Annotated in this window: 21 protein-coding genes; 7 read left to right on the forward strand and 14 right to left on the reverse strand. The window is 59.2% G+C overall.

Annotated elements, in window-relative coordinates; all coding sequences use genetic code 11:
* Window positions 1-134 precede the first annotated feature (134 nt).
* Window positions 135-2,126 carry a methyl-accepting chemotaxis protein gene (locus KBP52_RS02480; RefSeq protein WP_212621958.1) on the reverse strand — a complete coding sequence of 664 codons (1,992 nt, stop codon included), beginning with the start codon at window positions 2,124-2,126 and terminating at the stop codon, window positions 135-137.
* 379 nt (window positions 2,127-2,505) lie between these two features.
* Here KBP52_RS02480 and KBP52_RS02485 point away from each other — a divergent pair, with 379 nt between their 5' ends.
* On the forward strand, window positions 2,506-3,033 hold the full coding sequence (locus tag KBP52_RS02485; RefSeq protein WP_123593335.1) for a hypothetical protein: 528 nt from the start codon (window positions 2,506-2,508) through the stop codon (window positions 3,031-3,033).
* 49 nt (window positions 3,034-3,082) lie between these two features.
* Here the strand turns inward: KBP52_RS02485 and KBP52_RS02490 are convergent, their stop codons facing one another.
* From KBP52_RS02490 to KBP52_RS02515, 6 genes are all read right to left on the reverse strand, one after another.
* A complete protein-coding gene (locus KBP52_RS02490) occupies window positions 3,083-4,021 on the reverse strand; it encodes a GNAT family N-acetyltransferase (protein ID WP_077572721.1) in 939 nt (312 codons plus the stop codon).
* Window positions 4,009-5,310, reverse strand: a complete 1,302-nt coding sequence (locus tag KBP52_RS02495; RefSeq protein WP_212621959.1) for an AMP-binding protein — start codon at window positions 5,308-5,310, stop codon at window positions 4,009-4,011. The genes KBP52_RS02490 and KBP52_RS02495 overlap by 13 nt, the downstream gene beginning before the upstream one ends.
* A gap of 41 nt (window positions 5,311-5,351) precedes the next feature.
* The gene (locus tag KBP52_RS02500) at window positions 5,352-7,748 is read right to left on the reverse strand and encodes an acyl-CoA reductase (protein WP_212621960.1); all 2,397 of its coding nucleotides are present in this window, start codon (window positions 7,746-7,748) and stop codon (window positions 5,352-5,354) included.
* Between the two features lies 1 nt (window position 7,749).
* Window positions 7,750-8,880: an acyl-protein synthase gene (locus KBP52_RS02505; RefSeq protein ID WP_212621961.1), complete on the reverse strand. Its 1,131-nt coding sequence runs from the start codon at window positions 8,878-8,880 to the stop codon at window positions 7,750-7,752.
* 11 nt (window positions 8,881-8,891) lie between these two features.
* Entirely contained in the window at window positions 8,892-10,139 is a 1,248-nt protein-coding gene (locus tag KBP52_RS02510) for an MFS transporter (protein WP_212621962.1), read from the reverse strand.
* A gap of 277 nt (window positions 10,140-10,416) precedes the next feature.
* The gene (locus KBP52_RS02515) at window positions 10,417-10,557 is read right to left on the reverse strand and encodes a hypothetical protein (protein WP_008077622.1); all 141 of its coding nucleotides are present in this window, start codon (window positions 10,555-10,557) and stop codon (window positions 10,417-10,419) included.
* A 158-nt stretch (window positions 10,558-10,715) separates the two neighbouring features.
* Here KBP52_RS02515 and KBP52_RS02520 point away from each other — a divergent pair, with 158 nt between their 5' ends.
* Entirely contained in the window at window positions 10,716-10,904 is a 189-nt protein-coding gene (locus KBP52_RS02520; RefSeq protein WP_038363103.1) for a hypothetical protein, read from the forward strand.
* Between the two features lie 18 nt (window positions 10,905-10,922).
* On the opposite strand, the gene KBP52_RS02525 is transcribed toward KBP52_RS02520, so the two are convergent.
* Complete coding sequence (locus KBP52_RS02525; RefSeq protein ID WP_077572726.1) at window positions 10,923-11,300, reverse strand: fe2+ zn2+ uptake regulation protein; 378 nt, start codon at window positions 11,298-11,300, stop codon at window positions 10,923-10,925.
* Window positions 11,301-13,105: 1,805 nt separating this feature from the next.
* On the opposite strand from KBP52_RS02525, the gene KBP52_RS02530 reads away from it, so the two are divergent.
* Window positions 13,106-15,430 (forward strand): acylase, encoded by a 2,325-nt coding sequence (locus KBP52_RS02530; RefSeq protein WP_212621963.1) that lies wholly within the window; start codon window positions 13,106-13,108, stop codon window positions 15,428-15,430.
* 56 nt (window positions 15,431-15,486) lie between these two features.
* On the opposite strand, the gene KBP52_RS02535 is transcribed toward KBP52_RS02530, so the two are convergent.
* Window positions 15,487-16,491, reverse strand: coding sequence for a FecR family protein (locus KBP52_RS02535; RefSeq protein WP_077572728.1), 1,005 nt, complete (start codon window positions 16,489-16,491; stop codon window positions 15,487-15,489).
* A 152-nt stretch (window positions 16,492-16,643) separates the two neighbouring features.
* On the opposite strand from KBP52_RS02535, the gene KBP52_RS02540 reads away from it, so the two are divergent.
* Window positions 16,644-16,913, forward strand: coding sequence for a PepSY domain-containing protein (locus tag KBP52_RS02540; protein WP_077572729.1), 270 nt, complete (start codon window positions 16,644-16,646; stop codon window positions 16,911-16,913).
* 57 nt (window positions 16,914-16,970) lie between these two features.
* On the opposite strand, the gene KBP52_RS30725 is transcribed toward KBP52_RS02540, so the two are convergent.
* Window positions 16,971-18,320, reverse strand: a complete 1,350-nt coding sequence (locus tag KBP52_RS30725; RefSeq protein WP_349251749.1) for a hypothetical protein — start codon at window positions 18,318-18,320, stop codon at window positions 16,971-16,973.
* Between the two features lie 201 nt (window positions 18,321-18,521).
* Complete coding sequence (locus tag KBP52_RS02545; RefSeq protein WP_349251750.1) at window positions 18,522-21,812, reverse strand: DUF6543 domain-containing protein; 3,291 nt, start codon at window positions 21,810-21,812, stop codon at window positions 18,522-18,524.
* A gap of 216 nt (window positions 21,813-22,028) precedes the next feature.
* Here KBP52_RS02545 and KBP52_RS02550 point away from each other — a divergent pair, with 216 nt between their 5' ends.
* The gene (locus KBP52_RS02550) at window positions 22,029-23,069 is read left to right on the forward strand and encodes an Ldh family oxidoreductase (RefSeq protein ID WP_123596066.1); all 1,041 of its coding nucleotides are present in this window, start codon (window positions 22,029-22,031) and stop codon (window positions 23,067-23,069) included.
* 201 nt (window positions 23,070-23,270) lie between these two features.
* On the opposite strand, the gene KBP52_RS02555 is transcribed toward KBP52_RS02550, so the two are convergent.
* Window positions 23,271-23,588 carry a DUF883 family protein gene (locus KBP52_RS02555; RefSeq protein WP_007917413.1) on the reverse strand — a complete coding sequence of 106 codons (318 nt, stop codon included), beginning with the start codon at window positions 23,586-23,588 and terminating at the stop codon, window positions 23,271-23,273.
* A gap of 154 nt (window positions 23,589-23,742) precedes the next feature.
* Here KBP52_RS02555 and KBP52_RS02560 point away from each other — a divergent pair, with 154 nt between their 5' ends.
* On the forward strand, window positions 23,743-23,997 hold the full coding sequence (locus KBP52_RS02560) for a hypothetical protein (RefSeq protein ID WP_007917411.1): 255 nt from the start codon (window positions 23,743-23,745) through the stop codon (window positions 23,995-23,997).
* A 4-nt stretch (window positions 23,998-24,001) separates the two neighbouring features.
* Here the strand turns inward: KBP52_RS02560 and KBP52_RS02565 are convergent, their stop codons facing one another.
* On the reverse strand, window positions 24,002-24,910 hold the full coding sequence (locus KBP52_RS02565) for a LysR family transcriptional regulator (RefSeq protein ID WP_212621964.1): 909 nt from the start codon (window positions 24,908-24,910) through the stop codon (window positions 24,002-24,004).
* A gap of 84 nt (window positions 24,911-24,994) precedes the next feature.
* Here KBP52_RS02565 and KBP52_RS02570 point away from each other — a divergent pair, with 84 nt between their 5' ends.
* The gene (locus KBP52_RS02570; protein ID WP_212621965.1) at window positions 24,995-25,918 is read left to right on the forward strand and encodes a carbon-nitrogen hydrolase family protein; all 924 of its coding nucleotides are present in this window, start codon (window positions 24,995-24,997) and stop codon (window positions 25,916-25,918) included.
* Window positions 25,919-26,053: 135 nt separating this feature from the next.
* Here KBP52_RS02570 and KBP52_RS02575 read toward each other — a convergent pair whose 3' ends face one another.
* Window positions 26,054-26,599: a GNAT family N-acetyltransferase gene (locus tag KBP52_RS02575; protein ID WP_212621966.1), complete on the reverse strand. Its 546-nt coding sequence runs from the start codon at window positions 26,597-26,599 to the stop codon at window positions 26,054-26,056.
* Window positions 26,600-26,616 lie beyond the last annotated feature (17 nt).

Here is a 26,616-nt window from a genome sequence, read left to right on the forward strand (position 1 = left end):
ACCGTTATCGCGAGCAGGCTCACTCCTACATGTATCGCGGTGGGTCAGGCAATGAAAAATTGGCTGGGCCGGCCCCATCGCTGGCAACCCAGCTCCCACAGGGGTTATCTGGTTGGCAGAAACCCCTGCATGAATCAGCGGACTTTGAAACGCCCCATGATCGCGCTCACCCGGCTGTTGGCTTCGAGCAACTGGTGGGTGTTCAGTTCGCTGGCTTTGCCGCTCTGCACCAGTTCATCGACCATGTGGCGGATCTGCACCATGCTGCGGTTGATCTCTTCAGTTACGGCGCTTTGCTGTTCGGCGGCGGTGGCAATCTGGGTGCTGAGGCTGTTGATGTGGCTGACCGAGCCGGCCATTTCATCCAGACCCGAGTTGACCCGTGCGGTGGCATCGGCGGCGGACTGGCAACTGGCCTGGGTGTTTTCCATGGCGCTGACCGACGAACTCACGCCTTGGGTCAGGCGGGTCAACATCTCGTTGATTTCCGAGGTGCTGGCCTGCGTACGCGCGGCGAGGGCGCGGACTTCATCGGCGACCACGGCAAAACCACGACCCTGTTCACCGGCGCGGGCTGCTTCGATCGCGGCGTTGAGCGCCAACAGATTGGTCTGCCCGGCGATCGCACCGATCACCCCGAGGATTTCGGTGATGCGCTGGGCGTCCTGCTGCATGTTTTCAACTTTGTGTGTGGCACTGGCCACTTCATCGATCAGCGCCACGACGCTGTTGGTCGCTTCGCCCACTACCACGCGCGAGCGGTCGGCGTTTTCGTTGGCACGCTGGGTGAACGCTGCGGTTTCGGCGGCATTCTGCGCAACGCTTTCTGCCGTGGAACTCATCTCGGTGATGGCGGTAACGGTCTGATCGGTTTCCGAGGCGTGACGCAGCAGGATCTGGCTGGTGTGCGCCGAAGTGCGCTGCAGGTTGTCGAGGCTCGAGGCCATCGCGCCGGTGGCCTGGGTGACTTCGCCGATCATGTTTTGCAAGTAGGCAATAAAGGTGTTGATCGAATGACCGATGGCGCCGAGTTCATCTTCGGCGCGAATGGTGATGCGGCGGGTCAGGTCGGCATCGCCGCTCGACAGCAAGTCGATGTTGGCTTTCAACGCTTTCATGCGCTGCACCAATTGGCGAATCGCGTAGACCTGCAACAGCACCAGCAGGATCACCAGTGGAATCTGCAACAGGCTCAAGGTGCTGAGGACGTCATCACGCTGGGCGGTGAGCATTTTCGTCGGCAGGGCGCTGGCGAGGAACCACGGTGTGCCTTCAATCGGGCGCATGAAGAAGGTGCTGGCTTCACCGTTGTTGTCGAACTCGATGCGCTGCGCCTGATCACGATTCTGCAGCCCGGCTTTGACCTGGCTGGCGAAGGTCGACGTGGCGGCCAGTTCGCTGATGTTCTTCAACACGATCGGGCCACTGATGCGCGAGCTGTTACTGATGATCTTGCCGTCGGCTTCAACGATGAGCATTTCGGCGTTGAGGTCTTTTTCCTTGCGCGCCACCAGATCGTTGAAGAAGCCGAGAGTGACGTCGATGGTCGACACGCCCCAGGCATTGCCGTTTTTCTGGATGGCCATGGCGCAGTTGGTGCGCGGCTCGGCGCTGGCGTCATCCTTGTAAGCCGCCGCCCACGCGCATTGGCCGCGCGGTGTGGCCATGCCGCCCTTGTACCAGCTCTGGTCGTAATAGTTGGGGGCCGCGTCGCTGTTCCAGAACGTGTTCACGGCCAGTTTGCCCGACGCGTCGCGGTGCCAGAACGTACTGAATTTGTTGCGCCCGGCTTCACGCTGCCCCGGCAGCGGCCAGATCCCGCCACCGAATACCTTCAACTCACCGTACTGATCGACCAAGCCTGGCAGTACCGTGTCGATGGCAGCGCTGTCGAGCAGCGGGATGGTCTGGGTGATGCTGCGCTGTTGCGCCTGCACTTTGTTCAACTCGCCCTGAATCTGCTCGGCCACTTCGGCGATGCGGTTGAGGACGACTTGTTCTTCGGTATGCCGCAGCTTGGGGGCGACCAGTTGACTGATGCCGACCACGGTCAACACCGACAACAGCAAAATGAACAGAACCAGAAACAGCGTGTAGCGAGCCTGAATGGTACGGAATGCGGGCATGGAGACCGGTCCTTGAGCAGCGTTTCTTATTAGGGGGCAGGGGCAAAACAGTGCGGGTGTCCACAGCGTATCGTCGTTACATCGCGAAGCTTTAGGTACTTGCGTTCTAATAAATCTGAGCGCCGATGACTGGTCAGTATCGGCTTCGATACACAAGTGCTGGTCATCGCCTGCGACCGGCTGAAAAAGCCATTTTCATTTCATTGTGATGACGGCTCTGGGTCAGGGTTTGCGGGGCGTTGCGCTTTTGTATCGAGAATGTACAAGAATTGTAAAAAAGTGCAGAAAGAGGTTGGTGCCATCAGTTCGCCCGCCGATACTCGCGGCCATTAATGCCGTTCACTCGGATATTTCAGGTCATTTCACAGGGAGTCTTTTCATGACGATCGGTATTGTCGGCGGCTGGCAGGCCAAGGCAGGACTACTGGTGCGCGACACCGGCGCAAAGAAACAAGTGTCCCAGAGCGTCAAGGTGCAGCAGATGCTGACCCTGGTCGGTAATGATCCCACCGCGCTGAATACCGCCGAAATGGACAAGCAGGGTTTGCGCAAGGCGATCAAGGGTTTCGATCCAGCGAACGTTTCAGTCAAACAAATGGGCAATCTGAGCGAGATGCTGCGTAGCCGCGGGCTGATCTCCGAGATCACTTCCTTTACGTTGAAGAACGCGGGTGACAAGTTCGACCGTTTCGGCGTGACCAAAGATATTGATGCCAAATTCAACGCCCTGGAGTATTTCGCGACCCAGCTCGATGCGATCCAGAGCAATGGCCTCAATGGCAACGCCTACGGCAAGAACCTTATTCCCGAGTTCAAGAAAGCGATTTATGTCCTGCAGAACCTGAAGACCTACGGTGACGGCAACGTCGCCAAACCTGTCGACCAGGGCGTCAAGGCCAAGGCCTGAGTTCGAGCGTTGTAGCCCGCTCAATGTGTGAGCGGGCACTGGTTTTGACTCAAGAATGCGGCGCTGCCTCGCTGGCGCGCGCTGCGATCTGCTGTTGCGCCTGATCGTGCAGGCGCTGGATATGCGGGCAACGCAACTCCAGCGTACGTGGGCGATAACCCCGATGAAACAACGCCAACCATCCCGCGCAACGATCATTCGGGGCAATCCCGGTGAAGATGAATCCCATCGCCGACAGACTGTCCACGGCGCTGGCAAACCCTGTTGCCAGCCTGAGCCTGATCGAGATCATCCAATGCCGGGGCAATTGTCGTAGCTGTTTAAGCAAACAGCTGTCGAGTTTTTTCAGCAGCACCTCATAGCGCCCGGAACATTGTTCGACATGTATGGGCGGTCCGACCCAAAGCGGTTCTTTTTCCTGTGTTCCGTAAACGCCGGACAAATGTTCCATGAAGTCGCGACAGCCGGGCGGCCAGGGCAGTGCCGGAAGCGGGCGCCGATAACCGTCGATAGCGGTGAAGCCAATGACGATGGTCTCGGGCAACGGTTCACCAAATGGCGAGGGGACATAGTCGAGCAACAATCCCGTGCTACAAAAGCCGAGCCGGTCAGCCATGCGTTGCGTGTAGGCATGCTGCGTCACTTGTTTGATGGTCACGCCATGGCACCCCAGTGCTTGCGCATGGATCAACAGGCGCGTGCCCAATTGCGTGGCGATGTTCTGTCCGCGTGTCGACGGGTGTACCACGCTCAAAGCCAGTTCGGCTGTGTGCGATCCGCTGTTTCTGCACAACGTCGCGTGCCCGAGAATTTTTTTCCCGGATTCCGCTACCAATGAATGCCACCTGCCATCGCCGTGGTTCTGGTTGATCATCAAAGGCAAGTACACATGCGGCTGCACGTAATGGTCACCATAGATTTCCCTGAACAGGCGGCTGACCGCCCCGGCGTCGGTACGGCGATAGCTGCGCAGCGTCAAGTTGTCCATGGGCATTGCTCCGACCGCAGGTTGTCATAGCGGCGCAGGTCGACGACGCGTTGGTGTTTGCCGGAGCGCGGATGGCGAGCGAGTTCATCGTGTGTGCAATGGGCAACCTGCAATTCAAGTTGCCGATCAGCGTTGAGTTGCGCGATCAGCGGGTAGTGCTCGATCAAGTCACGGTGCAATGTTGAGCTGGCCGGTGCGGTTTCCGCCGTCAGCACATCGGGTACCCACTTCAGCTGCAAGATGTCGACGTTCGCCGGCTGGCTGATGACCAACTGCCAGTCATCACTGCCAGTGGCACGCCGGACCATTGCGCTGATGTCTTCGATGATCAGCGTCAGCGAGCCTACCCGCACGCGCGGGCTGCTCGCGCTGCGCCCCATCAAGGCAAACTTGCGCATCGGCGCCGTGCCAGGTTCTCGCCAACAGGCGAGGTCGCCCACGGGGTAGCGGATCAACGGCATCAGCCGGCGGGTGAGGTTGGTCATCACCAGCCGCCCGGTGCGGTCGCATTCCTCAATCACTTCGCCGGTGTGTTCATCGATGATTTCCAGCACGCTGTGACCGGGCAGCATCCGGTGCTCGCCCAAGGCGCAATCGCGGCCCGTGGTGCCGATGAGTCCCGCGTCGACACTGGCATAGCCGATGGAGGCGATCCGTGCGTTGGGGAACACCCGGCGCAACATCTGCATTTGCCCGTCAAACAGGCTTTCCCCGCCATACAGCACGGTCTCGACCTCGGTCAGGGTTTGCGCCTGACGCTGCAGCTCACTGGCGAACGTCAACAATTGCGCGGGCACCCCGGCCAGTACGTTTATCCGGTGCTGACGGATAGCGTCAGCCAATACCCCGTTCGCCACATCACCGGTGAACGGAAATTCGGTAACACCCGCTGTTTCGTGCGCCAGTGCATCGTGGATAAAGATGAAGCTGGCATACAGGTCGCCGACAAAGAACAGGTTGGCGACCCGGTCTCCGGGATTGAGTTGATGACCGAGCTGGCTGCCGAAGTCCCGCACCAGGGTCTGCCATTCTTCGCGGGTAAATACTGAAAGTTTACCGGCGCTGGTGGTTCCACCGGTTTTGAAGACCAGTGCGCGTTCGACGGTAGAAGTCAGCACCGGCCATTGTTCGAAGTTCTGGCTGTTTGCCCAATAGCGTTGTGGGTCCGTCACTGGAAGTTGATCCAGTGCAGTGAACTGTGGTGCAACGTTATGCAACTGTCTGGCGTAATACTTTGAATGCGTTCGGGCAAAAGTGACCAACTGATTAAGTTCGAGTGATGCGTTCATGGTGTTCTCTTTAATTGTTATGACCGTGGGCGATAAATGTCTTAACGGCGCGCATCGATGACGGATGGAATCTTTCCGCTGTGTTTGTTTCTGCTGAACTGCTGGGGCTCGCAGATTTGCGCCTCTACCGTGAGCAGTCTGCTGCGCAGCAAAGTGGCCAGCGTCGCGTAACTTTGCACTCGGTCGAGAATGTCGGCGGGGTTGCCAGGGCTGCGAATCAGCATTCGTTCCAGGCCATCGGGTGCTTGATCGAGGTGCAACTGAAACGCGGTTTGCAGGTGCCGTGCGAGTTCGTTCAGGCAGATGAAGTCGCTGCCGATACGCAGCAATCTGCCGTGCCGTTGCAGCAGCTCGAAGCGTGGCGAACTCAGCCCGCACGGGCAGTCGCCAGGTCGCCAGCGACCGGTGTCGCCGACGTCATAACGCTGGACCTGCTGACCCTCGCGAGCTTTCGAGGTGAACAGCAACCGGCCGACTTCATCACCGACGACAGGCACGTCCTGCTCCATTGCGACGATTTCCAGATGCTGGATGTCGTCCATCAGGTGAAACACACCATCAGCGGTTGCCGCGCAGGCGTGCCCGAACGGCCCCGCATCGACGCTGCCATACACTGCCGAGCGGATGCTGGCGACGCCGCAGCGCTGCAGTAGCTCGCGACACTCATCACTGATGTGTTCACCGCCGAGAAAGACTTTTTCAATGCCGCCGTAACGGCTCAGACGTAGCTGTTCGTTGAGGAACAATCGATGCAGGGTGCTGGGCATGCCGATCAGCACGGTGACGCGCTGCTCGATGATCACTTGAGCAATGTCGCTATAGTCATCGTCGGCGGGTGCGCCCATGGGCAGGTGAGTTGCGCCCAACAGTTCCAGTACTTTGGCGAAACTGAAGAAGCCGCCGTACAGGCTGCCACTGAAGAACAGGTTCATGACCTTGTCGCGACCCGGATCGAGTCCTGCCGCAAACAGACCATCGGCGGCGGCGCGCATCTGGCGTTGAAAGTCGCGGTAGCTGAACCCCGCTAGCGCCGGTGTGCCGCTGCTGCCGCCAGAGCGGAAAAACAGTTGTGCGGCCGCTGTCGTCGGCCGCGCGATAAACGCCGCTTTGTCGGTGATCGGCAGGCCCGACAGCGACGGCGCGCGAGGCGGCCGGTCGAGGGTCATATGGCTAGGCAAATGCGTTGGCGCGATGCTGACCGAGACACGTCGGCTCAGGCGTTGCAGTGCGTAAACGCCGTCGTGAGGTTCGCCGTCGTAGCCGTCATGAATGGCATTGACGGGCGTAATGCGGCTGACGCCCGCGGCAATCAGCGTGCGCGACAGTTCAGCGATCTGCGGTTCGGCACACACCAGTGCACAACTCTGCAATACGTTGCGCCAGGGCAGCAGCGTCTGGGCCAGACGCGCGCGTGGCAGGGGCTTGAGCAGCAGCGTGCGAAACAGTGGCGAGGGCGCGAGCACTTGGTCATGGCGCCAGACAACTCGCCAGCCCGGCGCGCTCCAGACGTGCGCCGTCACAGCAGAAAAGCTCTGGGCCAGGCGCGTCATCAAGGTATGGGTGGTGATCTCGCTGGCTTCCTGGACCGTTGGGGTCAGCGCCGGCCATTGCCCGGCACGGCGCTCGAACGCCGTGGCCAACGCTGAGCCGATTTCGTGCAGCACGGCCGGTTCGTCGCTGTCGACCAGTAACCATTGCGGGCTGGAACAGGCCTGCTGATCCAGTCGGCAAACCTCATCGGCTATCGCCTCCAGCGTTTGCGGCGTGGCAGCGTCCGGCGTCAGGTAGGCAAAACTGACGCGGTGGCCCCAATCGATCCAGCGGCATCCGGGCGGCAACTGTTGGCGGATGGCTTGCAGCGCGGCTTCGCCACCCCACGCCGATACGCCATTGGCCATTTTGCACAAGCGGCCGATTTGCGCGGTCGCCACCGGCAGCACGGCCACGTAATGGTGCAGTTGACCACTGGGGTCGCATTGCACCAACGCATGCAGCAGACGTGCAGTCAGACCTTGGTCGCTGCGGCTGGGGCGTAGCCAGTTGATGTTGCCGGCCAAGAGGCTTTCGATCATCGCGCAGCAGGCCAGCAATGGCGCGTTGGCCGGTGTCACGTGGACCACCAGACCCAAGGGGCTCCAGCGCTCGAAACGCGATTGCCGACAATCGAAGCGGCGCAGGGAATCGGCATGATCACCCAGCTCGCGTTCAAGTTTGTTTTGCAGGGCGTGAGGCTGACAGAAATCGATCAGGGCCTGGCGTTGTTCGTCATCCAGCGGCAATTCGACGCTGTGCAGTTGCTGCGCAAGGTTTGCCGCGGCGGTCAGCACAGTGGCGCGCTGCAGCGGTGTGCTCAGGTGTTGCGCTAAGGTCTGATGCAGCAGCGTCAGTGCGGTGTCGAGATCGAAGTCCGCGTGCAGTTCTCCGTTGATCAGGTACATATCAGTGCTTCCCCAATAATTCAGATGCCGCCATCGCGCAGCTTCTGCCGACGGTAGTGCCCGCGCGGCCATGCAGTTCGAACCAGTCACTGGCCAGACCGCAGCCGCAACTCGAGCCGGGATACAGCGTCGCCAGGTCGCTCATCACCACCGCGTGCGCCGGGCTGGATGAAATGTAAGGCGAGACAAAACCCAGCAAGCCTTGCTGGCCGTAGGGCTGGACGGAAAAGTCGCGCGGATTGCGCACGTAAGCCTTGGCGTAAACCGGAACATGAAAATGATGCCGGGCACATTCGATGTAGGGCACTGCGTGCTCGACCGCACCGTAACCGTCTCGGCATCGCGACATCTCAATGCCCAATTGCCGGGCGATGTGCTCATACAGTTGTTGTTTTGGAATCTCCTCGCTGGCGCGGGTTTTCCAGCCACCGCCGAAAAACACCAGCGAATCGGCCGGCAGTTGCAGGGCAGGCATGCCGGTGGTCTGCATCTGCTGCAGGGTCTGCCAGAGAAATGCCGGGAAACCGAAAATGCGCACCGGCAGGCATTCTTCGGCGAACGATTGCAGGGCAGCGATGACGCCAAACACATCGAACTGATGGCCGTCGCCGTTGCAGCGCAAGGCATAGACGACCCGATTGACCGGGGCAAAGCGGCAGAGGAATTGGTCGGTGTAGGACGTCCCCAGCGTGATCGCGCCTTGCGGCTCGTAGCTCAGCAGCAGGTAGTTGCACGGCGTGTCCGGTGAATTCCAGCCGTAGTGGCTAAAGATCCGTTCGACCATGAACTGCGCGCTCGACAGACTGCGTGGGTCGTAGCGCATGCGGCTTTTCTGGCCACTGGTGCCGGACGAGGTCAGTTCCAGAGCGGTTTCTCCGGTGGGACTGAGCAGCAATTGCTGTTTGAAGAAATTGGCCAGAATTGGCGGCAGTCGCGACCAGTCATCGAGACCGTCCAGGTCCTGTACGTCAAAGCCGTTCGCGTTCAGCCAATGTGCGTAGCCGGGGGTGTGCTGGCAATGAAACCGACTGATCTCGGCCATGGCCTGATCGAACAGGCCGGCAGGCACGGCCTCCGGGCAATAGGGGTGCGGCAACGCGCAGAGCGCATCGCTGGCGGGGAAGTGGTTCATTCAATATTCCTTTATTGAGCAGAAGCGGAGTCAGGTCGGTTGCGTTGCAACAGTCCCTGGACCAGAGGCAGGCACATCAGGCCGCTGAAGGCGGCGTAGAGCGCAAAGAGTTCGAGGCGTGCGCCACCACCGATGGCGGCAATGAGCGAACCGCCGAGGCCCATCACCGCAATCGAAATCATCCCGACCAGCGCCGAGACCAGGCCCTTGCTGTCATCGCTGGCAAACAGCGCCAGCCGATACACTGCGGCGTTGCTCATGCCCAGCCCTATCGCATACAGCGCCAGGCTCGCGACCACCGGACCAAGACCGGCGCCAGATAGTGCGCAGCCGATCAACGCCAGAAGTCCCAGGCAAAACGGCCAGAGCGCCAAGCGAATCAGCCGCGGTAACGAGTGCGTGGCCAGCAAGCGGTCGAGGATCAGATTGCCGACGATAACGGCGGAGAAAATCGGCATCTGCCACAAGGCATATTCCACTGGCGGCAGCCCCAGCAACTGCATCAGCAGCAACGGCGCCAGGCCGATCCACGCGATCAGCGGCAGGCTCATCAGCCCCAGCGCAAGGCTTGCGGCGAGAAACCGGCAATTGCCAAACAGCGCGCGGTAACGCTGGCCGGTCTGGCGCCAGGAAAAACGCACCACTGGTTGCAGGCGTCCATCGCGACGCACGGTCCCGACTGTTTCCGGCATGCAGACGAAAAGCCCCAGCCAGACCATTGATGCGGCAACACCCAAACCGAGAAACAACTCACGCCAGGACAGCCATTGCAGGAGCAGGATGCCCAGCAGCGGCCCCACCAACGGTGACAGCAGGGCGATATTGCCGAGCAGTGCCATCAAACGCACCGCATCGGCCTCGCAGAACACTTCTTGAAGGGCGGGATAACTGACCGCCACGACAAACCCCAGGCCCATGCCTTGCAGCAGTCGCAGCAGATTGAAGGCTTCAATGCTGTGACTGGCAAATGCTCCCGCGCAGGCGACACCGAACACTGCGCAACCGCTCAACAATACCCGCCTTCGACCCCATTGATCGGACAGCGGCCCGATCAGCCATTGCAGGCAGACGCCGCCTAGCAGATAGAGATTGAAGGCGTTGGGAACATGTCGCGCATCGGCTTGAAGTTCTGTTGTAACGGTCAGCATGGCCGGCATGATCAAGTCGCTGGCCAGGTAAGTCAGAAGTTCAAAAGCGCTGATGGCCAAACAAAACCCGAGCACTTGGAGTGGCCCGATTGGTATGAGTGTTCTCTGCATATACGTCCCTGTTGGTGAATGGAAGAAAGTTGCCAGAGACTAGTTGCAGAGGCTTGTGCGACCTACTTTTTTGCTGCGACATTAGATTTCAAATACTTGCAACTTGTTTAGGGGGTTGCACTTTGCGCAGGAACACTTGTTACCTCTGCGTGGCAGATGCCAGCGGCAAAAACAGAAAAGCCCGCTACACGGCGGGCTTTGTTTGAAGTGGGTCGGGCTGGTGAGTCTCCCGCCTCGGCTTGTTCATCGACAAGCGAGTGGGATGAACATTCCTGTTCTATCGATGTTGGTAATAGCCAGGGCCACCCTGGTAGTAGCGATGATGGTCACCGTGCCAGCCGCCGTGGGGGAAGATGATGCAGCCACTCAGGGTCAGCAGGGCAAGAACGGGAATCAGCCAAGTGATTCGACGCAGCATTTTGAAAATTCCTCATGGTTACGCCGTCATGAAGCCAAAACTCTTCATCGGCTGTAACATGAGACCCCGATTGCAGCAGCGCATCCCCGTAGAACGGTAAGTGCATGGCATGCAAACGGATACAAACCGGATACATTTCAACGTTTCAGGAAGCCGCAATGACCCACAAGCAACGCTTGATTTATTCGATTCTGATCGCCGTGTCGGTCCTGGCGATCATGCTCGGCCTGTCCTGGCTGCAAAACGCCGGCATGATTTCGGAGAAGACGTTCCAGTTCGTCGCCATCGGTGTGGCGGTGATCGTTGTGGTGATCAACGGCGTCATGCGCCGCAAGGTCAAGCCTTGACGGCGATTGCCGTACGCTTCAATCGTTGTTGAGGACGGCCGCAGCCTGTGGATGCAGGCTGTAGCTCTTGTCTTCATTGAAGGTGATCACACCTTCGGCGCACAGGCGCTTGAGCACTTCGCGCACACTGAGAAAGGACAGCGGAATATCCAGGTCCAGCAATTGGCTGTGGACACCGCGCACGCCCAGACGTCGCTCGCTTTGTGCGGCAACCAGCAGGGCGTCGATGACTTTCAGACGAATCAGGCTGGTGCGCAGCCCGAAACTTTTCAGCAGCAAGCGGATGCGTTCGTTTCCGTGACGCTCGACGCGTTGCCCGAAATCGCTCGCGTGTGGGCTCATGGAAACTCCTTTGGGTGCCTGGCTACCGTCCGTTGGTAGTTGCGAGTTGTACATGCGATTACTCCTTTTCAGAGTCTGATCGGGGAGGGTTTTTTTGCTCTCTCTAAACAAGACGTATCAGCACGACAAATCATGAAAGAAAATATGTAGAAAATTTGTTGGGGGTTTGTCTTTTTCTTGTGATTTCGGGTTGGGGGGGGTTGGCCGTGGCGGCCTTTGGGCCGACCAGGTTCTTGGGGTTTTGGGGGTATATCCGTTTTTTTTGGGGTTGCGGCTGGCGGTTCCGCCCTTACGGCGGGTCACTTTTTCAGACGCCAAAAAGTAACCAAAAGCTGGGCCCCGGCGTTCGGCCCTCGCCGTGGCTCGGGTTCCTTCGTTACGGGATCTATCCGGGGGCATCGCCTACGGTTTGCTTCGCTGCACCTCCTCTCGATGCATTTGGCTCCGCCAAACGGTCGCTGCGCTCCCACCCCCGGATAAATCCCTCCACTCAGCCTGCCGAAGGGGCCAGCACGGCAAGATCAAGAGCTGCAGTCGAGCTAACGCTCATCCTGTTGAGTGGTGAGTAGCGGGCGGGGGGGCGGCTTTTGATTTGTTTCTGAATTTGAGTGCGGCTCGGTATCTCACACGTCGGCGTACCTCTACCAATCACCTCGGTCAGTTCCCTCTCCCTCTGGGAGAGGGCCAGGGTGAGGGGCTTTTGATTTATTTCTGAATTTGAGTACGGCTCGGTATCTCACGTCGGCGTACCTCTACCAATCACCGCGATCAGTTCCCTCTCCCTCCGGGAGAGGGCTAGGGTGAGGGGCTTTTGATCTGGTTCAGTATCGAATTCAACTCGGTATTTCATGTCGCTGTATTTCTCGCAATCACCTCGGTCAGCTCCCTCTCCCTCCGGGAGAGGGCCAGGGTGAGGGGCTTTTGATCTGGCGCGGTATTGAGTTTAACTCGGTGTTTCATGTCGCTGTATCTCTCGCCATCACCGCGGTCAGTTCCCTCTCCCTCCGGGAGAGGGCCAGGGTGAGGGGCTTTTGATCTGGCGCGGTATTGAGTTTAACTCGGTGTTTCATGTCGCTGTATCTCTCGCCATCACCGCGGTCAGTTCCCTCTCCCTCCGGGAGAGGGCCAGGGTGAGGGGCTTTTGATCTGGTTCAGTATCGAATTCAACTCGGTATTTCATCTCGCTGTATCTCTACCAATCACCGCGATCAGTTCCCTCTCCCTCCGGGAGAGGGCCAGGGTGAGGGGCTTTTGATCTGGTTCAGTATTGAGTTCAACTCGGTATTTCATGTCGCTGTATCTCTACCAATCACCTCGGTCAGTTCCCTCTCCCTCCGGGAGAGGACCAGGGTGAGGGGCTTTTGATCTGGCTCGGTATTGAGTTCAACTCGGTGTTTCATGTCGCTGTATCTCTACCAATCACCTCGGTCAGTTCCCTCTCCCTCCGGGAGAGGACCAGGGTGAGGGGCTTTTGATCTGGCGCGGTATTGAGTTCAACTCGGTATTTCATGTCGCTGTACCTCTACCAATCACCGCGATCAGTTCCTTCTCCCTCCGGGAGAGGGCTAGGGTGAGGGGCTTTTGATTCCGCTTTGGGGGATTGCGTGGAGAACCTAAATTTTTTCCTCTGACTTCGTTTCTTCGACAGGCTCATTGCGCGTGGACGCGTGGGTGTTTCCAGGGCGGGTCCGCGTTAGCGCCAGATCCGCTCTTTGGCATGTCGATCAGGAGCGAGCGTGATTATTTCCAGACAGTTAACCGGATTGAGGCAGCTGCAAGCTTCGAGCTTCGAGCGGCAAGTTGAAAACTTCGGTTCGAATGTCAAATATGGCTTTTGCTCGAAGCTTGTCGCTCGTAGCTTGCAACTTACAGTGGCCAGCGTGCTTTTCGGACTGAGTTGCTCAGCCCATGCGTTCAGCCCGGCCACTGATGTCAGCGCGGATATCCGCCGTACCGCTTTTGGCGTGCCGCATATTCGTGCGCAAGACGAGCGCGGGCTCGGGTTTGGCATTGGTTACGCCTACGCGCAGGACAACCTGTGCCTGTTGGCCAACGAGATCGTGACCGTCAACGGCCAGCGTTCACGTTATTTCGGCCCGGATCAGTTCACCGTCGAACAACGCGAAAACCGTGTCAGCGACGTGTTCTTCACCTGGCTCAATACGCCCGAGGCGGTCAAGGCTTTCTGGCAGGCGCAACCTGCGCAGGTGCGTGATCTGGTCGAAGGCTATGCCGCCGGCTACAACCGTTATCTGGCTGAGCGCCGCCCGCAGGGCTTGCCGCAACAGTGTCAGGGTGAGTGGGTGCGAGACATCGCTGCGCAAGATCTGGTGAAGCTGACCCGCCGTTTGCTGGTCGAGGGGGGTGTCGGTCAGTTCGCCGAGGCTTTGGCCGGTGCTACACCGCCGCATGCGAGCGCCGCAATCGAACAGAACGCGCAGGCCTATCAGTTGGCCGATGCCCGTCAGCAGCGTTTTGCCCTGGATCGTGGCAGTAACGCTGTCGCGGTGGGCAGCGAGCGCTCGTTCAACGGGCGTGGGATGTTGCTGGCCAACCCGCACTTCCCTTGGGTTGGCGGCATGCGCTTTTATCAGATGCACCTGACCATTCCCGGCAAACTCGATGTCATGGGCGCTGCCTTGCCGGGCCTGCCGATGATCAATATCGGTTTCAATCAGCACCTGGCCTGGACGCACACGGTCGATTCATCGAAACACTTCACACTCTATCGTCTGCAACTCGATCCGAAGGATTCCACGCGCTATCTGCTCGATGGCAAATCATTGCCGCTGAACAAGCAGACCGTCACCGTGCAGGTGAAACAGGCCGACGGTCAGGTAGTGCCGGTCTCGCGTGATGTCTACAGCTCGCAGTTCGGGCCGATCGTGCAATGGCCGGGCAAGCTCGACTGGGACAATCAGTTTGCCTACAGTTTGCGCGACGCCAATATCGACAATGATCGGGTGCTGAACCAGTGGTACACGATGAATCAGGCGTCCACGCTTCAGGAATTGCAGGATTCAGTGCACAAGATTCAGGGTATTCCGTGGGTCAACACCCTGGCCGTCGATGACAAGGGCCAGACGCTGTACATGAACCTGTCGGTGGTGCCAAACGTCAACGCCGAGAAGCTGGCCAAGTGCAGTGACCCGCGTATTGGCACGCAAATGATTGTGCTGGATGGCTCCAACAGCGCCTGCGCGTGGGACATCGACCCAACTGCGGCGCAGAAGGGCATCTATGCCTCCAGTCAGTTGCCGCAGCTGTTGCGCAAGGATTTCGTCCAGCATTCCAACGACTCTGCGTGGCTGGCCAACCCGGCGCAACCGCTGACCGGTTTCTCGCCGCTGATCAGTCAGGAAGGTCAACCGCTGGGCTTGCGTTCCCGTTTCGCGCTGGACCGCTTGAGCACGCTGAGTAAAAAAGGTCCGTTGGCAGTGAAGGATCTGCAGCAGATGGTAATGGACGATCAGGTGTATCTGGCGACTCAGGTTGTACCGGATCTGCTGAAGTTCTGTGCCTCTGACCTTGGCGCCGACGCGCAATCCCTGAAGCCGGTCTGCACCAGCCTCAAGGCCTGGGATGGCCGGGCCAATCTCGATTCGGGCGTGGGCCTGGTGCACTTCCAGAACATCATGCAGGCATTGGAGGCCTCGCCGGATGTCTGGCGCGTTGCGTTCGATCCCAAAGATGCGCAACACACCCCGCGTGGACTGGCCGTCGAGCAGCCGGCGGTGGCCAAGGCATTGCGTGAGGCCATGCTGGCGTCGGTCGAATTGAGCACAAAGATGGGTCTCAAGCCGCAAACCCGCTGGGGTGATATCCAGGTGGTCAGCAGTGGCGGGCAACAGACGCCGATTCACGGCGGGCCGGCTACCCTGGGAATCTACAACGCCATCCAGAGCGTGCCCCGTGAGGACGGCAAACTCGAAGTGGTCAGTGGCACCAGCTACCTGCAAGTCGTGACGTTCGATGACAAGGGCCCGCACGCCCAAGGGCTGCTGGCATTCTCGCTGTCGAGCGATCCGGCGTCGAAGTATTCGCGGGACCAGACCGAGGCGTTCTCGAAGAAACAGTGGAGTGTGCTGCCGTTCACCGAACAGCAGATTCAGGCTGACCCGCAGTATCAGGTGCAGACTGTTCGCGAGACGTTGGACAAGGCGGGGAACGTTGCCGCTCAATAAACCCGAGCGTTAGTGTCGACGAGTCTGAAGGCCGCATCCTGCAAAGGGTGCGGCCTTCAGCTTTTTGGCGGCTGTTGCGGTATCGAGTTGATCACCGGGTTACCTTCCTTGTTGCGGCTCAGGTAGACCGGCAGCACCTTGGGCAGGCTGTTGGCGAGGTTGCTCAGCTCTTTGATGTTGTAGATGCCGCCCACGCGAATCGAACCGGTGTGAGTGTCAGCCAGCTCCAATGGATTGCTCAGATATCGATTGATCAGTGGCAGGGCGTCGCTCAGCGCGAGGTTATCCAGCACCAGTTTGCCGTTGCGCCAGGCCAATGAACTGTCATCGGCGTAGGTCTGGCTGATCTGCGGCATGTAGTCGCCTTGTTTGTAACGTGCCTGCATCGATGGGCCGAGGCGCAAGCCGTCGCCTGGTAATGAACGATTGCTGGTGACCAGCACTGAACCTTCGATCAGGTTCACGCGCACCTGGTCCTGATACATCCAGACATTGAAACGCGTCCCCGTGACGCGAATCCTGCCTTCGCCTGCGCGAACGACAAACGGGTGGGCCATGTCGTGACTGACCGTAAAGAACGCTTCACCTTTTTTCAGGGTGACGCGGCGTTCGTCCTTGTAATTGCTGAAGGTCAGATCGGTGTTCAGGTTCAATTCGAGCTGGCTGCCATCACTCAAGGTAACCTGCCGGACATTATCGGTGGCAGCGAAATGCTGGTAGCTGTTCGGCAACCAGCCCAGATTCCAGCCGGTATAAGCCGCCAGCGGCAGTGCGAGTGCAAAGACACCTGCGGCTACAGCGAACTGGCGCCACGAGCGCGAAGAAGTTGGCCGCGGTGTCACGACCGAGGGCGATTCGGGGCGCGGCAGGTGTTCGGCCACGTCCCAGATTTCCAGCATGGCTTCATACTCGAACGCGTGCAGTGGATGAGCGTCGTGCCATTGCTTGAACGCGCGACGCTCTTCTTCCGTGCAGTCGGCGGCGTGCACACGCATGCACCAATGCGCAGCGGCATCGGTGATCGCATCGTATTCGGCTTCCGAAAGGGTGTCTTGGGTCATTGACTCGTCCTGATTTCGCACATTCTAACCTTGTCGGGAAGTTACCGAGAACATCCGTCATGGCATTTGCCCATCAAAGTGGAACTTATTTTTCGCTCAGGCACCCAAAAAGCAGGACGCCAATGACCACTATCCACAAATGGAGTGAAAAAATGATCAAAAAGACATTCGCAGCCTTGATCGCTACTGCCGGTTTGCTGAGTGCAGGCGCCGCGCTGGCTGACCGGCCGGGCGCAGGCTGGATTACCATCGAAAAAGCCATCGAGATCGTCAAAACCAAGGCCGGTTACGTCGAGGTCTATGAGATCGAGGCCGACAACGACGGCTACTGGAAGGGCGAAGGGCGCAAGGCTGATGGTGTTGTCTACGAGTTCCGCATCGACGGCGCGTCGGGCAATGTATTGCGGGATCAGAAAGACTGATTAGCCGGTCATGACCGCAAGCAGGCGCAGGTTTCGACCTGCGCTTTTTTTTGCGGTTCAGGGCAGCGGAACCGGATCGAGCTGTCGACCCATCTCGCAGACAATACGGGCGATCGAATCGGCGTTGCGCAAGATCACATCGATACGAATGTCCGCTGACGCCTGATCCAGAAACGCATCGCGCGCCTTCTCCATGTCGGAGCTGCGGGTTAGCTTGAGGATTTCCTTGGCCAGGCCCTTGGTAGACTTGAAGTGTTCCAGTGTGAGAAATGAGCCGCTATTTTTGTCCCATCGAGCAAACAGTTCATCTCGAGGTGTCGCGAGTGAAAGCGCCTCGGTCTGGAATCTTTCCAGTTCAGCCTGAGCAGCACGTCCATAGGCGGAGACGGTAGAGACCAGATCGTGAAACGGGCGTCGCGCTTCCAGCGAGGCTATGTCCTCAGCCATTGAAAACTGATGGGAAAATTCGTGGATTATCGTCGCGGCTTGGGCATGGCCATCAACATCGAAGTCGGCAGGCACTAGCGGTTTGTACAAATCCAGCAACGGGTGGAAGAAGTTCTCGGTGAAGTGCACCTTCTTCAGATCGTCATTGTTCAGTACAAACGCAATGATGTGGGAGAAGTAGGTGTTGGTGCCGACCACGAAACGTTCGGTATTCATCAAGTCATCGTTGGGGTCCACCAGTGCCTTGCAAATGGGCGCGATGCTTTTGTTGAGTTTGCTCAGCAAGTTCAGATCGACCTGGGGAACACCAAAGCACATCTTGAGAAAACCATCGAGTCGAGTGCCGGGGACGTTGGCTTTCAGTTGCGCGAGGTTATGCAGGCAGTTGAAAGCATAAGAACGGGCAAGGTTGATGGCATGCTGGATGACCCAGGCTTTATACGGATAGTTGCGTCGAATTTCGGTCATGCCCACCGCTTCGATATTCATCAGCGCGCGACGATTCTGATTCACCCCGTGGCGCTTGTAGAGTGTCGACATCGCTTTGCCGTAGTGCACAGCGTGGCGGTCGGGCGCCAACAACAATCGTGAGCCAGACAGGGTCAATGACGGGCCGGCAATTTTCTCGTTGACCATCTGCCACACAGCTCCCGGCTGTTCAATCCGTACAACCTTGCCATCGATGGCTGTGTACGTGCGCTTGCTGATCGGGTCTTCGAAGGTGCCCTTTTTGGTCTGACGCTTGAGATCTTCCAGTGCCACGGCGCTCGTTTCGAAGGTTCGCAGTTCAGTGCGTAACGGCGAAGTTATCCGCAACTGCGACCAGGCAACGGCCGCTGGTGCGGGTGAATTTGTGATTTCGGCCCCGTCAGATGCGCTTGGGGAAGGTGTTGAGGATGTTGGCGCCGCCGCAGCGACGGCTTCCGTGGATTCAATGCTCAGCCGCCCCAGACTGATCATCTGGAGCGCACCCTCGATAAATGACTTCAGTGCACGTGACCAGTGATGATCCTGCAGGTTTTCCGCCGAATCCTTGAACGCTTTGTAGGCTTGCCAGAGAAACGTTATGTAGGAGATTTTGCCCGGCAGCAGCCCCGCCGTCAGATGGAAGCCGCGACTGAACAGGTGTTTCGCCGCCTCCCAGTCGGCCTGAGCATGGTGCTATAACTGACACGCGAGCAACTGTGGCAGGAGCTTGAGATTGTCCGCATGGAAGCGGTGCAAGAGGTTGCCGGTTATGGCGTTGCTGGACAGGGTCATCTCACTGGTTTCCCCTACGGTCGATCGCAACAGGCCGGTAAACACCGATTGCTGCGCTGCCGGCAACCGGCGAATCAGCAGGTCCTGAAATTGGCCCGGTGTATTCACCGCCGCAATCAGGCTGGCCGCGTCAGTGAACTCGCGCAGCACCTGTTCGGCATACGGTGCGTACAGGACCAGTGGTCCTTCATGACCGCTACCGGGGCCAATCACATATAAACCCAGGGTTTGTACGGCGCTGGCACCGGCGGTTTTGACCAGCGACAGGGGCGAGACGATGGCGTGCGCACCCTCAACCGTTGTACGCGCAATGCCATCCGGCATATCCAGTACCTGACAGAGCTGATCGAACGCTTTGCTCGACAACAGCTGTTGCAACTTCAGTTCATGGGCGTGCTGCAGCAATTGCCAGGGCAATTGGCGAAAGAAGCGCTGCTTGCGTGCATCGGCCTCGGCGTGGCCAGTCGACAACGCAGCGGTCACGGACCGGGCGTAGGTGGTCGGTATGTCCAGCGACAGCAACAGTTGCCGGACTGCGTTCTGATCGAAGTCGGGCGGCAGCGTCTTGGCCGTTTTCGAGATAACGCTGAAGCCGGTGCCCTGGGCGATGTTGATGTGGTTCAGGGCAAATTCGCTCAGCGCCCGAGCGGGCCCGGCCAAGGCCAGGTTGGGAATGATCTCGATGTCCTGTGGATCGAGTTGATGGCCGCTAAATCGCGCATCCAGCAGTGTTTTCAGGGTTGTATTTACGTAATCGGGCAGGGTGGGCAGATCGCTGAGGTAATCCTTGTGGTCGGCCATGCTGTGGCGCCACTGCTCAAGCAGTTCGAGGTGCAATTGCTGCTCTTCCACTCGCGCCATGCCGAGCCAGGCGGGCAGTGATTGCTGTTGATTGATCGCCTTGGCCACGTCGATGCTGCGCAGCAGGTTGGTGTCGATCGGTGTTTTTTTCAGGCGATTGAGCGTCGCTGTCAGCCCGGGCTGGTCCTTGAACCGTTCGCGTGCCCAGTCACAATGCGCAAGTACATGCTCGATGCCGGATTGCACGCAGTGGTGCAGGACATTGTCCTCGATCAAGCGCAACGCCCCCAAAGCGTAGTCTTGATGGAACAGGCGATCTTCCGGAGCGAGGTTTTCCAGCAGCGAAAGGCGCCCGACACTGTCCTGCAGTCGGCGGCCAAGTGCCCGCCGCGCACTGGCAATTCCCGGAAAACCCTCAAGGCCCTGAGCCGGTGTCCACAGCATGGCTTTGCCTGAATGCATGTCGTCAAGGCCACCGCGTTCGGTCAGCAAGATACAGTGAGCCAGTGGCAATGGTGCCTGGGTCTTGGGGTGCTGCACCGTGAGTGACCAGGCATCAGGCCGAAAACCGTTGAGCGAGCGCCGATTGTCACGGCTCGGTTGATCGGGATGGAATACGGTATCGACAATCGCCTGTTCAGCCGTGTCGAGCGAGCCACTGAGCACCCGCAACGCGGCTTCACCCGTGACGCCGACAAACAGTGAGTGGGCCAGTTGGGCCTTCATGTTTTCAAGGAAGCTACGTTGCTGGGTCGGCGTGATTGTCGGCTGGCTTCTGAACATGCCAGTGAGCAAGGCATCGATCCCCGAAAATGACCTGATGACTTCTTCTGCCTTGTGCGCGAGCACCACGGACGGTTGCTGGACCCCGGCGAACACCGGTCTGGTCGACCAGCGTTCGCCGGCATCCAGTGCCAGCAGGCGCTCGTGAATCATGGCGCGGATGTCCAGTGCCTTGTCGAACAGGGCATGGAGGTCCACCGCGCCATCGCTCTGCCGGAACACCTGCGTGGCATAGGCGATGTTCTGTCGTTGCTTGGTGATGATGGCCTCGAACAGCACTTTGAAGGTCTCACCGCTGATGCTTTCTCCGGTGACATGCGGCTGGTCGAAGCCGACGAAGCGTTTGCGCTCTTCGAGGTTCAGCAGTCCATACAATTCATCCTCGTGGCCGGGTGCGCGGAATTTGCTCAATACGGTGTTTTTCAGATCAAGGTAATCGTGCAGGACTTGCAGGCCCATGGTCGGCGTGTAGAGACAGGCGTCGGCATGACTGATCATCAACGATCCCGCGAGTTCGACGTAGTTGGGCTCGTACTCCCACAGGCGCACACTCTCGATGGTTGGACGGCGGGCCGGCACGTCGGTGGGTTTGATCATGTGATGCAGGGTGGCGAACTGTGTGGCGTCGATGATCCCGGTTTCGCGTTTGATCAGCAGTTCGGCGCGCGCCTGTTCCTCCAGCACCGCGCTGAAAAACGTGCGGCGCGCAGATCCCGAAACGGCGGGTGCACTCCAGTATTTTTCCAATTCGCCAAACAGCAAAACCGGGAGCTTGTCCGAGGCTAGCTTGAGCGCGGCTTCCCAAATGGCGTGGTCTCCGGGGACAGAGGTGTGCCCGGGATTGATGAATTCGTGCAACTGGTCGACTGGCCATTTCTGGTGCCGATAGTACATAAGCAGGGCTTCGCTCAAGCTCATTGATGCGTGCCAATGCCTGCTCGTTGTCGGCGCGGAACCGCTGTCATCGCTGAGCGCGTCGGTATAAAAATTCACCCGGGTCTGCGCCTGACGTACGTCGGGAAAATTCACCTCTAGCAGGTCATCAAGGATTGTTTCCAGCAGGGCGGTGAGCGCAGGCAATTGTTTCAGTTCGCCAAGCACGGCCTCGGCATTGATGCGCTGGCTGGCGAGAATGACTTCTTGCTGGCTATCGAAAATATCGCCTTCAATGGTTTCGTAAGTCAGACTGATGCCGCTCTGTTCGACTACTTGTCTGCGCTCCGACAGTGCAAGAAACGCTAGAACGTCATCCTCTTCACCCGCTTTGTTCAAGCGTGTTTCGAGCAGGGTTTCAAGGGTTTCCAGGTCTTCGTATGGCTTGATGCCTTCGTAGGGGGTGTAGAGAATCGCACGCTTTTTCTCGGCGTTTTCACTGAGGATGAAACTGCCCGACAGCGTGATGGGCGCCAGTTTGCCGGCATTGAGGCGAATACGCTGGGCGAACATCGGGCGGGGTTGCTTGATGCGCAGCGCATGGGTCGACAGTTTGATGTGGCCAAGCCATTTGAAATCCTCGTCTTCGAGACCGTGGTTTTTGCCGAGGGCCGGCCACAGACCGGGGGAATTCAATGCTTCGGGGAAAAACAGGGGGGACGCCGCTTCAGACATGATCGAGCCTCGGTAGGGGCGCGTGTGTTCGACACGCAAGTGAGGCCAAGACTAAGAACAACGCTGTATGCACGGGTGGTAGCCAGTTACCGCATCCCGGCGGAATTTGTTGATCTCGCGACCAAGGGTTGACAGGCGGTCGTCGCGCCATGGTTAATCGGCGAGCAAGTCGTCCGTACGCTGTTGTTCCCTCCAATAATCATTCTGGAGCTTCAGATGTCTGCGCCACACGATCATGTGTCTTCCGCTGCCTCGTCTTCGTTGTCTCTCGACGCGCTGACGCAACTGCTTGAAACGATTTTTCTGCGCCACGGCACCTCTGTCGAAGTCGCGCGAGTACTGGCCGCCAACTGCGCCGGGGCCGAACGCGATGGTGCCCACAGCCACGGTGTGTTCCGCATTCCCGGCTATGTCTCGACGCTGGCCAGCGGCTGGGTCAACGGACAGGCGGTGCCGCACGTCGAAGATGTCGCCTCGGGATTTGTCCGTGTCGATGCCGGTAACGGTTTCGCGCAACCGGCACTCGCCGCCGCTCGGCCGTTGTTGGTGGAGAAGGCGCGCAACGCCGGGATTGCCGTGTTGGCGATTCGTAACTCGCATCACTTCGCCGCACTGTGGCCGGACGTCGAGCCGTTCGCCGATGAAGGCCTGGTGGCGCTCAGTGTGGTCAACAGCATGACTTGCGTGGTGCCCCACGGCGCCGACCGGCCGCTGTTCGGCACCAACCCGATTGCGTTCGCCGCACCACGGGCCGGTGCTGCGCCGATTGTCTTCGACCTGGCTACCAGCGCGATCGCCCATGGCGACGTGCAGATCGCCGCGCGCAAAGGCGAGCGGCTGCCGGCCGGGATGGGCGTGGATAGCCTCGGTCAGCCGACTCAGGATCCCAAGGCGATTCTTGAGGGCGGGGCGTTGTTGCCGTTCGGCGGCCATAAAGGTTCGGCGCTGTCGATGATGGTCGAGCTGTTGGCCGCAGCATTGACGGGAGGCAATTTTTCCTTCGAATTTGATTGGTCCAATCATCCGGGGGCGAAAACGCCGTGGACCGGGCAGTTGCTGATCGTCATCGATCCGAGCAAAGCCGCCGGGCAGAGTTTTGCCGAGCGCAGTGGCGAGCTGGTGCGGCAGATGCATGGCGTCGGGCTCAAGCGTTTGCCGGGGGATCGTCGGCATTGGCAGCGTAGTAAGTCGTTGGCTGAGGGTATTGTGCTGGAGGCGCAGACGTTGGCGCAGTTGCGTGAGTTGGCTGGGGGCTGAGCAAAGAGCAAAGGCCCCTCACCCTAGCCCTCTCCCAGAGGGAGAGGGGACTGACCGAGGTGAATGGGGGATGTGCGCCGACGTGAAAGATCGAGCTGAGCTCGGGTTTTGAAAGCCTGACGCTGGTCCCTAAGCCGCTGGAATCAAGCAGGCATAAAAAAGGCGAACCCACCGGGTTCGCCTTTTTAGTGTGCGTTTGACTCAGCGACGGCCGAGCAGCAAGCCGACCACCAGACCGAAACCGGCGGAGATCGCCACGGTCTGCCACGGGTGGCCGCCGATATAGCTTTCGGTGGCATCGACTGCCGGTTTGGTGCGGTCACGTACGCTCGAGACCGAATCCAGCGCCTGCTGCAGTTTCAGGGCGATCTGTCCGCGCAGCGTTTCCGCTTCTTCGCCGACCAGTGAGGCGCTGCTCTTGAGCAGTTTGTCGGACTCTTGAATCAGAGCCTGAAGTTCGCTGAAGGCCTGATCCTTGATTTGATCTTCGGCGGCTTGCACGGCGGATTTGCGGGCCATTGGGTGACTCCTTGCAGTTGAATGGACAGTGATCAATGGAGTGTGGCGCTTGCTGAAAAGTTGCACTGAATTTAGGTCAGAAAGAAAAACCTGCGCGGGAGATTTCCGTCGAGCGTGTAAGATGTCGCCATTTTACGCAGCAGGATAATTCCCCATGAGTTTCAATCTGGCCGACAAATCCCTCGCAGAGCGCGCTGCGCTGGAAGACGAGAAATCCCGTCTGTTCGAACTCTGGCAGAACAATCTGGGCAAAGCCAAAGGCGAAGCCGCGCGTCTGTTCGGCGAGCGCGGCAAGCGCAAAGGCAAATGGGCCGAGTGGGTCCGTGCGGAACTGGACGGCATGTCGCCGCCGGAGTTCGCCAACATGGTGCGCAGTGAAGTCAATCGCCTGATGGCCGCCAACAAGTAAAGTCTCAGGTGAACGTTGCGGCAATCGCCTCGCGCACTTTGACCACCAGCGGATCAATCTGCGTGCTGGTGCGCCAGCCCAGTTCGATCGGATAACGCGGCAACTTCAGCGGGCAGGGCAGTAGCGCCAGACCGCTGAGTGCTGCGATGCTTTCGGCGGCATGCGCCGGAATCGTCGCCACCGCCCGGCTGCCCTTGAGCAGATACGGCAACGCGGCGAAATGTGTGGTTGAGGCGCACACCCGTCGACTCAGGCCCAGCGCCGCCAAACCCTCATCGGTAATTCCGATAAAACCGCCGGACGACACCAGAATGTGCTCGCGGGCGACGAACTCGTCGAGGTCGATGTGCTGCTGGCCGGGCGCAAGGCTCGCTGGATCGAGCAGACAGGCATAGCCACCTTCGCCCAACACCTGACGGCTGAGCAAACGCTCGGCAAAGCCACCGGCAGTGATTGCCAGGTCGATGCTGCGCTCCATCAGCGCGCGGGCGACGATCTGGCTGTGGGTCTGACGAAAAATCAGCCGCAGCTTGGGTGCGCTGCGGGCAATTTCCTCGATCAGGCGGCGACCGTAGGCAATCTCGAAGTCATCCGACAGCCCCACCGTGACCGAACGGCCCTCGTATTGGTTGGCCGCCGGGTCGACCATCGCCAGGCTCTGCCGGCATTTGTTCAGCGCTTCGCTGACCACCGGTTTCAATTGATTGGCCTGGAGCGTCGGCGCCAGTCCGCGTCCGGTGCGCACGAACAACTGATCGCCGTAGACCTCGCGCAACCGGCGCAGCGCCGCACTGACCGCCGATTGCGTAACGCCCAGACGCAACGCTGCGCGGCTGGCGCTGGATTCTTCATGCAGGGCTTCAAAGACTTTCAGCAGGTTGAGGTCGACGGTGGCGATATTCATTTGGCTCATATCATTCAGCAGCGAACGGGGCTTTATTCATGATCGCGTGACGCCGCAGAATCGGCAACCACTGAACCTGATGGAGTTACCGCGATGGTCAAATCAATCGTTGCTGCGCTGCAAATCGGCTCCTTGCCCGAAGGCAAAGACGCGACCCTGGAGCAGATTCTCAGTTGGGAAGGCGCGATCATTGAATCCGGAGCGGCATTGGTGGTGATGCCCGAAGCGCTGCTGGGCGGCTATCCGAAAGGCGAGGGATTCGGCACGCAATTGGGTTATCGCCTGCCTGAGGGGCGTGAAGCGTACGCCCGTTACTTCGCCAACGCGATCGACGTGCCGGGTGCCGAGACGCAAGCACTGGCCGGTATGTCGGCGCGCACCGGAGCCAATCTGGTGATCGGTGTGATCGAACGCTCCGGCAGCACGCTGTATTGCACCGCGCTGTATTTCGACCCGCAGGCCGGCCTCGTCGGCAAACACCGCAAACTGATGCCCACTGGCACCGAGCGGCTGATTTGGGGCAAGGGTGATGGCTCGACCTTGCCGGTGTTCGACACACAGGTCGGCAAGCTTGGCGCGGTGGTGTGCTGGGAAAACATGATGCCGCTGCTGCGCACGGCGATGTACGCCAAAGGCATCGAAGTCTGGTGCGCGCCGACTGTCGATGAGCGCGAGATGTGGCAGGTCAGCATGCGCCACATCGCCCATGAAGGCCGCTGCTTTGTGGTCAGTGCCTGTCAGGTGCAGGCTTCGCCCAACGAACTGGGCGTGGAGATTGCCAATTGGCCGGCGGAGCGCCCGTTGATTGCCGGTGGCAGCGTGATTGTCGGGCCGATGGGCGATGTGCTGGCGGGGCCGTTGCGCGGGGAGACGGGGTTGCTGACGGCTGAAATCGACACCGATGAACTGGTCCGCGCGCGGTATGACTACGATGTGGTCGGCCACTATGCGCGGCCGGATGTGTTTGAGTTGAGTGTGGATGAGCGGGCAAAACCGGGCGTGCGTTTCAACACTTAACCCACTGGCTGACACAAAACCTGTAGGAGTGAGCCTGCTCGCGATAGCGGTCTGCCAGACACCATAATCGTTAACTGACAGATTGCTATCGCGAGCAGGCTCACTCCTACAATGGATCGGTGGTGTGTCTGGAAATCAGTGCCGTTGCTGCCATTCTTCGCGGGTGATTTCCCACAGCTCCCGAGGGAAACGCCCACCGACGAAATCGCCTTCATCGGTCCGGATCAAGCGCATCCCCGCGCGCTCCGAGAGCTTGCGCGAGCCGATGTTCGGCGCCGCTTTCGGCACGCGCATCACTGGGCGTTGCAGAACGTTGAACCAGTAATCGGTCACCACCGCGCAGGCTTCCGTCATCAAACCCTGACCTTGCCACGCCGGCGCCAGCCAGAAGCCGCGGTGGTTGTCCGCCTGATCCATCAGGCTGATCTTGCCGATCAACAGTTCCGGTGCCGATTTCAGGCGAATCGTCCAAGGCCATTCCTTGCCCGCCGCAACCGCCGGCAAGGCAATGTCGCGCAGATAGGCGAGGGCACCGTCTTCCGGGTACGGCCATGGCACGGCCGCGTTCAGATAGCGCACCACGTCCCAATGCGGAAATTCGCGCTGCACGGCGTCGGCATCGGCCAGTTGCAGTGGGCGCAGGATCAGTCGTTCGGTGTACAGCGTCGGTATGTCTTCCATAAACCTGCAGCCTCCCT

The organism is Pseudomonas sp. SCA2728.1_7 (genome assembly GCF_018138145.1).
GTDB classification, from domain to species: domain Bacteria; phylum Pseudomonadota; class Gammaproteobacteria; order Pseudomonadales; family Pseudomonadaceae; genus Aquipseudomonas; species Aquipseudomonas koreensis_A.